This window comes from Nostoc sp., from assembly GCF_036917635.1.
GTDB lineage: Bacteria > Cyanobacteriota > Cyanobacteriia > Cyanobacteriales > Nostocaceae > Nostoc.
In genome coordinates this window covers 19,735-34,279 of the sequence record NZ_JBALCW010000061.1, presented here as the reverse complement: position 1 = coordinate 34,279, position 14,545 = coordinate 19,735, and the positions used below count along the sequence as shown (strand labels likewise).

Here is a 14,545-nt window from a genome sequence, read left to right as displayed (position 1 = left end):
AAGAAGCTGGGAAATTAGCACGTCCTGCGGATTTTGATTATTTTGATTTGCTCGACAGACGTTATTCCCAATTACGTAGATATACACCAACATTACTTTCAGCCTTTGAGTTTAAAGCCAGCAATCCAGCCGCAGCTATTGTTGAAGCGTTAAATTTAATCAAAGAACTAAATGATACTAATCGCCGTAATATACCAGACGATGCACCAGTTGATTTTATCAAACCCCGATGGTTAAAATATGTGTTCAACAATGGTAAAATTGACCGTCATTATTACGAAATGTGTGTCTTAAGTGAACTCCGAGACTGTTTGCGTTCGGGGGACATTTCGGTTGTAGGTTCTCGACAGTATCAGGATTTTGAGGATTATCTTCTACCCCAAGACCAATGGCAGATTCTGTGCGATAACAATGAAATACCAGTGGCGATTACAACGGATTTTACGACTTATATTGAACAACGTCAAGAATTGTTGTTTGAACAATTCGATAAAGTTTCTGACTTCCTAGCAACAGATAAACTACTTGGCGTTCTCATTGAAAATGAAAAATTAGTGATCAGTCCAGTTATTAGTAATATGCCTGACGGTGCTACTCAATTTGGCGACCGAATTTATAATTTATTACCGCGAATTAAGCTGACAGAATTACTTATTGAAGTTGATTCTTGGACTGGTTTTACTAAACACTTTACTCATCTACAAACGGGGGAATTGGCTTCAGATAAAATTATTTTACTCAGTACTATTTTAGCTGACGCGATTAATTTAGGTTTGGTGAAAATGGCTGAGGCATTACCCTCACCCGATTTAACTTTCGAGCGATTAGCGTGGGTTGATGATTGGTATATACGTGATGAAACATACTCAAAGGCTCTAGCAGAGATAATTAATTTTCATACCAAAATTCCATTTTCTGCCTATTGGGGTGATGGGAAAACTTCTTCAAGCGATGGTCAGCGATTTAAGTCCGCTGGTCCTAAAAGCTTTAATGAGGAGATTAACGCTAAATATGGAACTGATAGAAGCGTGACATTTTACACGCACATTTCCGACCAGTATGGACCATTCCACACTAACGTGATTTATGCAACCGATAGGGATGCAACTCATGTTCTTGATGGTTTAATGTATCACGAAACTGACTTAAAAATAGAAGAACATTTTACTGATACTAACGGTTTTACTGACCATGTTTTTGGTATATGTCATCTACTGGGGTTTCGTTTTTGTCCCCGGATGCGTGATTTAGCTTCTAAAAAGTTACACTTTTTTGATGGTGTTAATCAGAATTCCCCTTTGTCACCGTTTTTGGGTGAGAAAATTAATGTCAAATTAATTGCTGCTTGCTGGGATGACATTCTCCGACTAGCTACTTCCGTTTCAATTGGAACAGTTACAGCTTCCTTGATCATGCGTAAGTTAGCCTCATATCCTCGCCAAAATAAATTAGCGATCGCTCTGCGGGAAATAGGAAGAATTGAGAGGACATTGTTCACTCTTTATTGGTTGCAAAGTCCTCAGTTGCGACGTAAAGCTACGAGTGAACTTAACAAGGGGGAATTGAAAAACTCGTTGTCGAGAGCGGTTTTCTTCCACCGTTTGGGTGAAGTGCGTGACCGTTCGTTTGAAGATCAATCAATACGTGCAAGCGGTTTGAATTTGGCTGTGGCGGCGATTGTGCTTTGGAATACGGTGTATTTGGAGAATGCGGTTAATTTATTGAAGTCGGAGGGTGTAATTATCCCAGAGGAATACTTGCAACATTTATCACCAATGGGGTGGGAACATATCAATTTAACTGGTGATTACATTTGGAATCTCAAGTCAGCAAGTAGCATTGATAATTTGCGTCCTTTGAGAAGGAGAAAATCAAACTTTAAATTAAGCTGAAACCGTTGTCTGGCAAGGAATTGAGGAGTTGAACTAATTCCTTAGCGTACAATTTTCCCGTTTTGGCACAGTCCTGCCGTTTATAATCTAGGACAAAGACAATTAAGAATGACTTTAAAAACTCAAAAAGCCACAGTAAAAAATCAACTAAATAAACCAACTGAACGTCCTACGTTGCGTTGGATATTTCAATGTTTCCAAGGAGTTCACGTTTTAATTACACAAGGAATTCAGCGAATTATTAACTTGAACGATGAACGTCGTCGAATGTTGCAATTCCTGCCTACTCCTTGTCAAAAATATTATTGCTTCGCCTAAAAATATCTGATTAGTTATTAGAAGAATTCTAATATTCTAATAATTGAAGAGAATTAAAATTGAATATTATTGGATAACTAGCTTTTTTTAAGAGATTTGAAAGCTGGTGATTTCTCCTGAAAAATTTATTTTTTTCAGGGTTACTTAGGAGTCCAAATTATAATTTGGAATTTTATTAAAATGTAGTTTATTAATACTACTGATTGAAGTGCGGAATGTGGGATCAAACTACGCAATAAATATAATTTTTAGCGATGGCTGCGCCCGCCGAAGGCATCGCACCGTTTTTACCCAACCTCACAAAATCGCATTGCTCCCGTATGACTTTCACATCGCACATGGCTAGTCGCTACCGTAGGGAAAGTGCTTTCAATCGTGCACCTGGATCGTAGGTTTCACACCTACATTGTCATTAAGTTGTCAGAGTTCATGACCCTGCGGCTAATCCTTCATAACCCTTGCTGGGCTTGATTTCTAGCCAACGAATCGCACCAATCTCACAAAATCGCGTTGCTCCCCCCCGTCTTTGCAGTTCGTTTTTTCATTATTTTGCGTAAGTCCTGTTTCTTTAGCAGGCACTGGAGATAATCGATAACTTGCTCAGAAGACAGATGGCTCATACAGGGGTGGTCTGGCACAAAACAGGACTTATTGCTAAAACTATGCTCCTGACACAAGGTACATTTGAAGGTTGAAAGCGCTAGATGTACGTGAGGTTGTCTTGGTTTCCACAAATGTATTGGACTGGCTCCATTGCCATCAACATCATTACCGAAGAGAGCAATTGTATGGCATCCCACCGCAGCTGCAATATGCAATGGACCTGCATCCACTGAAATGAAGGCTTTGGTTTGAAGAAATGCGCCTGCCAATTCTAACAGAGATGTCTGACCTCTGAGATCAATCAAAGCAGTAGTTTGTAATAACTCGTCCTCTATAGAACCTGCATTGTATAACGTTTTCTGTATCTTCGGCGCACTGCCCACTAAACCGACACTCAATCCTTGTGCCGCACACCACTGGATAACTTGCTGCCAAGCGTGAATCGGCCAGAGTTTAGCAGTCCGGGTGGCTGTCACATGAATTAGCACATCAGGTACAGGAAAATTAGGTTGCTGACTGGGCAGTTCTAGCTTGAAAAAGTCGGTTTCAACATAGGCTAAACGACAGAAGATTTCCCCAATGTAGTTGCTCTGAATCACACCTTGATGCCTTTCGACCAATTCAGAACTATTCCAATCTTTATCCTGGAGTAGGCGTTGAATTGAATTCGCATTTTCACCTCCATCAAGCTTTTTTTGAAAATCTTGTGTTAGGGCTGCTCCTGTCACATACAGTGGACGTAGGGCAGTTGTCATCACTAGGTTGATGGGGCTGAATTCATCACAATTAATTGCTAAATCGTAAGAACCTGCAACTTGTTGCCGTTGATGCACTACTTGCGCTAACTGCGCTAAGATATCATCACGATCGCTATACAGAGAAAAGCGCCAATCAATGTAGGGACAATAGAGTTCAAAATCTTGGGTTACGTCACTGCCAAAAAAATCCAACGTGCAATCTGGATATTTTTCTTTGAGACCTCGCAGCAAGGGGGTAATTACTACATAATTGCCAACCTTGCTGGAGCCGAACACGGCAAGATGGGGATGGGGGCGTAAGGATTGATCAACAAAGACCTGCATATTACGGATTTCTCACAAATTATTAAAAAAGAGGGATTAAACCAATTCGCAACTCGCAATTTGCAATTCGCATAAATGAACAGTAATTTGATAACGCTCGATGAGCGCATCTTTAAGTTATTTCACCTAGATAAGTGCCTATTTCAATAAAAACGCTTGATTTGGTTTTTTTGCAGACTTTTAATCTGGCGAAACTTCATGTAGCTATGTGGATTTTTAAATTGGAATGACGCAATTAGATATAGGTCTAGTATGTACTCTGCAAAAGCTTCTATATCTTGATTTAGCTTGTTCATTTACAACTCCTAATTTTAATTATTATCTATGTAGGAATTCACCACCAATCTACTTATCAAAATATTTAATCTTGCCAGTCCCATTAAATTACCTTTTTAAAAAGCCTCTAAATAGGCATTAACTATCTTTTTTCCATAGTCACCCCAAGATAGGGACTCACGGGCTTGTTTTGGGACGTAAGTATCAATGGAACAGAAAACCGGGATAAGAAAATTGAGTTCAAAGACTAAAAACTGAGTCGATTGAAGGAGTTGAGTTGTTTAAGAATAAATTCCAAGCAGTCTTCAAGGACTTCCTTATTTTTCTCACCAAGAATAACTAGATTCTGATTTTGAGGATAAGACCATCGACGCAGATGGGCAATGCTAAATCCTTCCTGTTTATCTTCTTCTAAAGAAGCTTTTCTCACAGCATCCCATAAAACCAGTGTTGGTTTCTGAAATGCAGTGGCAATATGAGAAAGCCCAGTATCAAATCCTACATATAAGTCACTTGCCCAAATCAGAGCCATTGCTTGTCTAATGGTTGTTTTGGGTGCAAAAATAGAAAGCGACTTTTGCTCAAAGTCATTATTACCAATATGTAAAAAACTTACTTTGTTTTTCAAGTAATCGACTAATTCCAGCCAATTATCTAAGTGCCAAGGTGAGTCTGTAGTACTCGATGAAGTCCCATAGGGACAGATACAAACAACAGGACGTTTTAGGTGAGCAAGAGTTTTTAATCCCCATTGCATTTCTTCATGAGATAAAAATAAAGAACCCCTTAATTGACGAGGACGCAATCCATGAGCAAAACAGATATTTTCTATTATATGACGGCTTTGACAAAAATTGTCTGACTCGATAGTCAGTTGTACCATGATGTTCGGGTCTATCTCATCTGCATTAATAATTTTCTCAATATATGGGTTGTTCTCCCAGATTGAATACCCGTTTTCTTGAACCTTTTCATTGTAGTTTAAAGGAGCAGTCAATAATTTTATGAGTCGTCCTTTCTTTAAAGATAATGCTTCAATTAATGGCGTATAACAGATACAACTTCCTATTCCGAGATAACTAGGTATTGCTAAGTCACAATTATAGTTTTCAGTATAATATTTTGATGCAACTAATGGTTCTGAATCTCGAAATCGTGGATAGAACATAGATTGACCTGTACTGCTGTTATTAAACATATTTCGTTATTCCGTATTTAGTGTGTTCAATTTTTAGTAAAATGCCAAAAAAGTAAAGTTTGTATCTCAAAATTATTAAAAAGTTTTCAATATCTCAGCTTGCTCAATGCAAAACTGTAGTTTTTTTGCAAGTTCCTGTACATGGGGATGATGAAACATTGACAAATGATCCCCGCCTACCCAGTGCAAATTTACTTTATCTGCTTGTATTTCCCAACCTAAAGTTGGATTATTCAAAGTAGCAGAAGTATCCTCACTAGCCCGAATGAGAGTAACTGCACCTGGGTAGGGTTGAGGAAAATATTTTACTGAAGCTTGGTCATGGCTTTTGCCAACTTCAAAAAGGCGCTTTATCCTATCTAACCCAAAATTGCGAGGAAGACGGTTTGCTTGTTTTGCTTGCTCAAAAGTGTAAGTGATTCGCTCATTTATCTCCATTTGTCGGAGCTTTTCTGTTGGAAATTCCACTCCAAATAACTCAGAAAATAACCCAAATAATAAATCTACATCATCTAGAGGTACTTGTCCTGAACGAATGTAAGTGTCTATCAATCCCAAGAAGGCAGTTTTTTGATTTTGCGATCGCAACAATTGAGCCATCTCAAAAGCCACCAATCCACCAAAACACCAACCCATGAACAAATAAGGTCCCTCCGGCTGAACCCTCCGTATAGCTTCTAGATACTGCACTGCCATCTCCTCTACCGTTTCTTGAGGCGTTTGTCCCTCCTCAAAACCCCTTGCATCCAGCCCATAAAGCGGACGCCCAGTATCCATACAACTAATTAAATCCTCATAAGCCAAGAGACTAGCACCACCTGGATGGATTAAAAACAAAGGAGACTTAGTACCTTGGGGCTGAATTTTGACAAGGACATACCAGGAGTGAGAATCAGTTTTTTGATTAAGAATTTCTGCAAATTGTTCAACAGTTGCACTTTGAAAAATACTACTTAGTGGTAAATTTCTGCCGAATTTCTGTTGAATTCGATTCATCAAAGCGAAGGCTAAAAGGGAATGACCACCTAGTTCAAAAAAATTATTTTTAATTCCGACGACAGGCACATCTAGCACTTCTGCCCAAATTTGTGCTATCTGTCGTTCTAATTCGTTACGGGGAGCCACAAAACCGTTATTCTGACTAATATTTTTTGTTGGTTTAGGGAGAGCGTGATAATCTACTTTTCCGTTAGAAGTTAGAGGTAAAGAATCTAGTTGAATCCATGTTGTAGGTATCATGTAGTTTGGTAGCTTTTGGCGAAGAAATTCATCCCCACTGCTAGTTAAGAAACTTTCATCAGCAGTAATATAAGCTACGAGGCGCTTGTCTCCTGGCTGATCTTCTTGAAGAGTAACAGCCGTCATGCAGATTAAAGGATGTTGAGCGATCGCCGCTTCAATTTCTCCTAATTCAATTCGGAAACCGCGAATTTTTACCTGTTTGTCAATCCGACCGATAAATTCTAAATTTCCATCTAATCGATAGCGTACTAAGTCCCCAGTTTTATAAAGTTTGGCATCTTGGGTGCTATTTGAGAAAGGATTAGGGATAAATTTTTCTTGGGTTAAATCAGGACGGTTGAGGTAGCCTTTAGCCAAAGAGACACCAGCAATATGCAATTCTCCAGGAATACCAATCGGAACAGGTTGCAGATATTTGTCTAGAACGTAAACTTGAGTATTCCCAATCGGTCGCCCAATAGGGACTTCCCATTCTGCTGGTTCTACAGATGTGGAGTCTGGGAAAGGATAGATGGTAGTCACAATGGTGGCTTCTGTAGGCCCATAGGTATTGACTAATTTAGGTGGTTTTTTTGAGCTTTTTAAACTCATCTGCCATCTTTTCAAATTCTCTGCTATTGCTTGCTCTCCACCAATAATTACTAATCGCAAACATGAGGGAATTCTGGAATCAGATACTTGCAAGTCAGCAGTTAAGTAATGCCAGTAAGCTGTTGGCAAGTCTAACACTGTCAATTGCCAATCTTGACAACATTGCCAAAATTGATGACTAGAGCTTAACAAATCCTCTGTCCGCAATACTAAAGTTGCACCAGTAGTTAGACAGGGATAGATTTCTTCAGCAGCTGTATCAAAACTGATAGAAGCAAACTGGAGAATACGGTCTTGCTCATGAATGCCATATTCTTTGATGGCTTGTGATGTAAAGTTAACTAAAGACTGATGAGCGATCGCAGTTCCTTTGGGTTGACCTGTAGAACCAGAGGTATAAATAACATAAGCTAAATCATAAGTAGACACCGCACTCACCAAATTTTGCTTATTTTGATTCGTGCTCAAATCCCAGTCTCTATCTAAACAAACGACCTGCATTTTGTCTGGGGAGTTCTTTTTCTGTTTCAAAACATCTGGTAATTTAGCCAATAACTTTTGTTGAGTCAGGAGTATAACTACTTGCGTATCTTGCAAAATATAAGCTATCCGTTCTGTGGGTAGTCGTGGATCTAAAGGAACATAAGCACCACCACCTTTGAGAATTCCCAAAATGCCAATTATCATTTCAATCGAACGTTCAACGCAGATACCCACCAGTGTTCCTGGTTCAACCCCCACAGTTTGTAAGTAGTGTGCCAACAAATTTGCCTTTTCGTTCAATTCCCTATAGGTAATTTGTTGATTCTGGAATTGTACAGCTATAGCATTTGGTGTTTTCTCTACTTGTTCTTCCCACAAATGATGAATACATTTAGTGTGGAGATAATCAGTTTGAGTTGCATTCCAGGTAGCGAGTAACTGTTGTTCTTTTGCTGTTAGCAACGGTAATTCATTGATAGACTGTTGAACATTAGTTACTATACCCGCCAATAACACCTGATAATGTTCTGTCATTTGGGATATCGCCTCGGCCGTAAACATAGCCCCGTTGTACGACCACATCCCTTTTAAACCTGTGTCAGTCTCTCTTATGGTTAGAGATAAATCAAATTTCCCCATTGGCCTTGGTGGAGCCAGTGATTTCATATGTAATCCAGGTAGTTTCCATTCACTGGAGCTTGCATGTAGCCAATCAAACATCACTTGGAACAGAGGACTATGGTTAAGATTTCGTTCTGGGTGTAAAGCTTCTACCACCTTTTCAAAAGGTGTATCCTGGTGTTCATAAGCCTCTAGGATAGTGCGGCGTGCCTGACTTAAGATATCCCGAAATGTAATATTACCTGCTAATTTGACTCGCAGCACTAAGAGATTGACAAAAAACCCAATTAATGAATGAGTTTCTTTTTGTTGACGATTAGCAATTGGGAAACCAATGGCAATATCTTCTTGATTGCTGTAGCGATATAGTAAAGTAGCAAAAGCAGCGAATAGCAGCATAAAAGGGGTAACATCTTCAGTGCGGCTCAGTTCCTCCAGGGGCTTAGTTAAGTTAGGGTTAATTTCAAAAACATAGCAGCAGTCTTGGAAGTTTTGGGAATGATGCAATCGCGCTATGGGCAAAGCTAGTTCTGGTATAATTCCTGCTAGCTTTTGCCGCCAATAGCTCAGTTCTTCTTCAAATCTTTCACTCTTAAGCCACTGGCTTTCCCAAACTGCAAAGTCAATATATTGGAGTGGTAATTCGGGTATTGGGGATGGCAGTTTTTGCAAATAAGCACCATACAGTACAGATAACTCTTGCATTAAGATCCCCATAGACCAAGCATCAAAAATAATATGATGCATATTTAGCAGGAGTACATGAGTTTGGGCATCCAGACGTACTAAGGTGAGACGTAACAAAGGGTCGTGTGCTAAGTCAAATGGTTTACTAGCATCTTTCTCGCTGAGAAACTTAACTTCAATAGCTTGTTCATCAGCAGTTAAGCCTTCTAAGTTAATAATTGGTAGTGTTACTTTTTGAGGAGAGTGAATAACTTGGACTGGTGCGCCGTTCACGGCTTGCAAGTTAGTTCTGAGAACTTCGTGTCGCCGCAATAGTTCAGCAATTGCTTGCTCTAAGGCTGTAATATTTAAGTCACCAGTTAATTGATAAGGACTTGGTAAGCTATAGGCGGTGTTACCTGTATCAAGTTGTTCTAGAAACCAGAGTCTAGCTTGAGCAGAGGATAGAGGTAGATTTTCTGTTCGCTTAACCGGACGAAGCAGTTGGATTTGATTTTGCTGCAACCAAGCAACAATATCTGCTTTGTGGTTAGCTAGTTCTGTTTTGATTTCTGATGTCAGCGCTCCCTTGGGAGCATTACAATGCAGCCGTCCATCTGCTAAAGAAATATAAATATCTAAACGTTTGAGGTGTGTTAAAAATTCTTGGGTACTTTTCATTGGTAAGAATTTGAGAGTCGAAGGTTAAAAGTCAGAAGTTAGAATTTATAAAATGAATTCCTCGCGATCGCTAGACTCTAAAACCGGGTTTTTCATTAAGTGTTTATCTCTACCAATTTTATTAACTAAACTAGCAGCCATCTCTGCTACTGTTGGTGTTTTAAATAAACTCGCCAAAGACAATTTGACTGCTAGACGTTCCCTGAGTTGGGCAATAATTTGTGTTCCTAGTAAGGAATCTCCACCCAAATCTAGGAAGCGATCTTCTACACCAACTGCTGCAATACCTAAAAATTGTTGCCATACTTGAGCGATCGCTTCTTCTAAAGGATTACGAGGTGCAACATAAGGATTGCTGAGTTGAGGACGTGGATAAGCGCCTGCATTGGTCTTTTCTGATATGGCATCATTTTGAAAAGCAACTGTTTGGGAAAATTTATTTTCCTGCTTAATTGATGTTTCTAAATTGACAGTTGAAACCAACACCTGAGTCAACCCATAACCAAGAATCCGGCTAAAAACATCAACCCCTTCGCTAGGTAACAACCATTTTTGCACATTGCCTTGTAACAAGTTCTTTAAGCCATTTGTGGTGGAACCAGCAGCAGAGCTATCCTCTGTATGGGAGACTGCCTTAGCTGCCATACCCACTTCCTGCCAAGCATCCCAGTTAATGGCAATTGTGTTTGTGCCTTGGTTAGTTTTATAATGAGCGAAGGCATCTAGAAAAGCATTGGCAGCACAATAGTCTACTTGTCCAAATACTGCTTGAACGGAGTTGAGTGATGAACACAGAATCAGCCAATCTAACTTGATATCCTGGAGGACTTGCTCTAAAACAAGAGTACCTTTGATTTTCGGTGCAAAAATCTCTTCCGTCATCGACCGGTTTTTAAGTTGAATTATTCCCCCGGCCGGAACACCAGCAGCATGGATCACACCATGAATATTACCAAAGTGGGTTAAGGAATTTGCGATCGCCTTATGCATCTGTTCGTGATTTGCCACATCAGCACCAATCACTAAAACCTCAGCCCCCAATGCCTCCATTTCTTGGATTTTTTGAATTTTTCGGCTGTTAATATCTTGCTCATGGTAAATTAACAGCCATTGTTCCCACTCAGAACGGGCAGGAAAATCAGAACGGGCAATCAGAATTAGTTTTGCTTGTACTGTTTTGGCTAAGTATTCAGCTAGGGACAAGCCAATACCACCCATACCACCAGTAATTAAATAGACACCGCCTGTTTTTAAAGGTAATGTGCTTGCTTGGGGCGTTTCCAAACGAACAGATTCAAAGCTACGTACCCAACGATAATTTCCCCGATAAGCAATCACCCGATCTTCTGACTCAGCCTGTAATTCTTTTAACAGTTGATCAAGGAGTTTAGCTTTTTGCCAAGGTACAGGCGGTAGTACAATGTCAATACTACGACAAGTGATATTTGGGTATTCCTGGGGAATAACGTTAATCGGCCCGAGCAAGGTAGCTTTTTCTGGAGACAACCATCCTTCCGAGGCGATATCCCAGATATTATTAGAAACAACCGTAAGTTGGCAATCGTCGGTAAAGTTTATTTGCCCCAATGCTTGAGCAAGATATAGCAGACTATAAAAACCTAAATCTTGTGCTTCTTCTAACCATAAAGGATGTTCAGTAACAGGCGTTTCCTTAACACTCCAACAATGAACCAGTTGGTTCGGAATGAATTGTAAAGCTTGAAGTTCAGTCAAAAGGCGATCATAGTCATCGCGCTGTTGAGGATTAAGGGTATAAATTCCATCACCTTTTTTAAGAAAGGATTCCCCAGGCTTGACAATTATCACTTTTTGCCCAGTTTCTGCAAGTCTGTTAGCTAGTTGTTCTCCAAAACCGGATTCATCAGCAAAAAACAACCAACATTCTGTTACCTGTTTTGTTGATATAGGCAAAATAGAACGTTTCCAAGATGGAATATAAAACCAGTCGGCAATATCTGTTTTTTTCACCGACAAGGATTCATCAAGTGTCTGGATAGTTGTTATTGGCTGCAAATGGTTTGGATTGTTTGTGATTGCCTCAATCCAATAACGCTGGTGCTCGAAAGGATAGGTTGGCAATGGCAAGCGATTGCGGTTTTGGTTTGCATAAAAACAAAACCAATCTATCTCAACTCCCACTAACCACAGTTGCCCTAAAGTGGCTAACAAGAAATCCATATCTGAGCTGACTTCTTGAGGATGACGCAGAGATGTTAGCACGACTTGGGATACTGCTGTAGTGAAATGCCGTTTAGCAAAGGTGCTTAATGTCCTTCCTGGCCCCACTTCTAACAGCAGGTGGTCAGATTTCAACAATAAATCAATCCCACAAGAAAATTGCACGGGAGAGCGTAAATGTTGACTCCAATAGTCAGGGTTAGTTGCTTGCTCTGCTGTAATCCATGTACCTGTGAGGTTAGAAATGTAGGGGATGCATGGCACATTTAAAGTTACTTTTTGCACAGCTTTAGCAAACAATTCTAAAATGGGTTTCATCATCTGAGAATGGAACGCATGGAAAGTGTGCAAGTAACGAGATTCAATTCCTTGAGATAGCAACTGATTTTCCAAGGCAGCAATTGCTGACTTGATGCCGGAAACTACACAACGGGATGGTTCGTTAATAGCAGCTAAACAAATTTCTCTGCTCAAGAAAGGTTCAATTTCTGTGACAGATAGAGGCACAGACAGCATCGCTCCAGGGGGGAGTTGCTGCATCATGCGTCCACGTATGGCTACCAGAAACAAAGCATCTTTAAGGGAGAAAACCCCGGCCAAACAGGCGGCGACGTATTCACCAATACTGTGACCAATAAAACCTTGAGGACTGACTCCCCAGGATTCCCAGAGTTTAGCTAAAGCGTACTCGATGGTAAATAGGGCTGGTTGAGTAATTGCAGTCTGTTGCAGTTGTTTTGTTGCTTCCTCACTTTGCTCCAGACTGGGGTAAAGAATATCACGTAAATTCAGCCCTAATTCTGGTTGGAGTAATTCTGCACAGTAATCAAATTGTTCACGAAAAATGGTTTCAGTTTCATAGATTTCCCGTGCCATGTTCACATATTGGGAACCTTGACCAGAAAACATGAAAATAACTGAAGGAGACGAGGATTTTGCCTGACCTGTAAAAATCTGTTCTGATTCTGAACGCACCAAAATCCGCCGATGTTCAAAAGCTTGACGACCGACACTTAGGGTATACGCCACATCAGCTAAATTTAATTCAGGATGTTGCTTCAGGTGGGCTGAGAGATTGTTGGTTGCTGCTTCTAAGGCAGAACTCGTTTTCGCAGATAGGACTAATAACTGTACTGGTCTTGTTTCTGGTGAACTGCTTTCTAAAATAGGGGCTTCTTCCAATACAACATGGGCATTTGTACCGCCAATGCCAAAAGAACTAACCCCAGCTCGTCGCTTAATTCCATCGGTTTTCCATTCAGCCAACTGAGTGTTGACATAGAAGGGAGTGTTAGCAAAATCAATTTTCGGATTGGGAGTTTCAAAGTTTAAACTTGGAGGGATTTGTTGATGCTTCAGTGCCAAAACTGTCTTGATTAAACCGGAGACACCAGCTGCGGTATCTAGATGTCCCATATTTGTTTTAAGGGAACCGATTGCACAATAGCCGTTGCGGTTGCTATTTTGGCGAAAAGCTTGAGTTAAAGCAGCGATTTCAATAGGATCGCCCAAGGTTGTACCTGTACCATGAGTTTCCACATAGGTGATGGTTTCCACATCTATACCAGCGATCGCCTGCGCCTCAGCAATGACGTCTGCTTGACCTTTAAGACTAGGAGCTGTAAACCCGATCTTGTTCGTGCCATCGTTATTAATGGCAGAACCTTTAATGATGGCGTGAATATAATCTCTGTCAGCGATCGCATCTTTTGCTCGCTTAAGCATGACAATACCCACACCATTCCCGCGAAAAGTTCCTTGTGCTTTGGCATCAAAAGCCCGACAGTGACCGTCAGGGGATGCAATCATTTCTTCTTGATATAAATAACCTATCTTCTGGGGAATGCTGATCGCAACACCACCAGCTAAAGCCATGTCACACTCGCCATTGACCAAGCTTTGGCAAGCCATGTGAACTGCAACTAACGAAGTTGAACAAGCCGTTTGAATATTGACTGCGGGCCCGGTAAGATTTAGTTTGTAGGCTACCCTAGTTGGTAAAAAATCTTTTTCATTTGCCAGCGATAATTGATAAGTACTGACTGAGTGGTTAAGTTCCTGATTGGGGTAAAGATTTTTGAGTAGATAACGGCTTTCAATCAGTCCAGCATAAACTCCGATTGACCCAGTGTAAGTTTGAGGGTTATAGCCAGCTTGTTCTACAGTTTCCCAAGCACATTCCAAAAAAAGGCGTTGTTGCGGATCAAGTATTTCAGCCTCTTTCGGATTAATGCCAAAGAAATTAGCATCAAATAACTCAATGTCATCAAGTACAGCACTAGCCCTAACATAATTGGGGTTTTGCAACAGTTCTGGCTGAACTCCATTCATCAGCAATTCTTGCTCAGATAACCAAGAAATAGTTTCGATACCATCTCGCAAATTTTCCCAAAATGCATCTATATTTTTCGCACCGGGGAAACGCCCAGACATGGCAATAATGGCGATATCTGATTCTTTAATTTCATCTGTAGAAAAATTCATCATCTCTACTCTTAAATTATTTCAAAAAAAATTGAAATCTTGAATTTTGGATCAATAAAATTAGGACTTACGCACGCTCTACGAATTCTTGCTTGGCGTTCTTCTCTACGAGACGCTATGCGTTGGAGTCAGCTTCTGCAAGAGTTGGCGGTTCGATAAATTAAAGTTTTTGGGTATTTTTGCGTAAGTCCTAAAAATATCCAAAATTG

General features: G+C 40.2%; 5 protein-coding genes and 1 pseudogene. 2 read left to right on the top strand and 4 right to left on the bottom strand.

Going from position 1 to position 14,545, the window contains the following annotated elements:
* Positions 1–1,892 (top strand): Tn3 family transposase (locus V7K32_RS15735; protein WP_334994743.1); only part of this gene is annotated, 1,892 nt, incomplete at its 5' end.
* A gap of 78 nt (positions 1,893–1,970) precedes the next feature.
* Positions 1,971–2,210 (top strand): annotated as a pseudogene (locus V7K32_RS15730) (IS1634 family transposase); the annotation flags it as partial.
* A 497-nt stretch (positions 2,211–2,707) separates the two neighbouring features.
* Here the strand turns inward: V7K32_RS15730 and V7K32_RS15725 are convergent.
* From V7K32_RS15725 to V7K32_RS15710, 4 genes are all read right to left on the bottom strand, one after another.
* Entirely contained in the window at positions 2,708–3,895 is a 1,188-nt protein-coding gene (locus tag V7K32_RS15725) for a glycosyltransferase family 9 protein (protein WP_334994741.1), read from the bottom strand.
* 523 nt (positions 3,896–4,418) lie between these two features.
* On the bottom strand, positions 4,419–5,369 hold the full coding sequence (locus V7K32_RS15720; protein ID WP_334994739.1) for a glycosyltransferase family 9 protein: 951 nt from the start codon (positions 5,367–5,369) through the stop codon (positions 4,419–4,421).
* Between the two features lie 75 nt (positions 5,370–5,444).
* Positions 5,445–9,653, bottom strand: a complete 4,209-nt coding sequence (locus V7K32_RS15715; RefSeq protein ID WP_334994737.1) for an amino acid adenylation domain-containing protein — start codon at positions 9,651–9,653, stop codon at positions 5,445–5,447.
* A 45-nt stretch (positions 9,654–9,698) separates the two neighbouring features.
* Positions 9,699–14,339, bottom strand: a complete 4,641-nt coding sequence (locus tag V7K32_RS15710) for a type I polyketide synthase (RefSeq protein ID WP_334994735.1) — start codon at positions 14,337–14,339, stop codon at positions 9,699–9,701.
* Between the last annotated feature and the right edge of the window lie 206 nt (positions 14,340–14,545).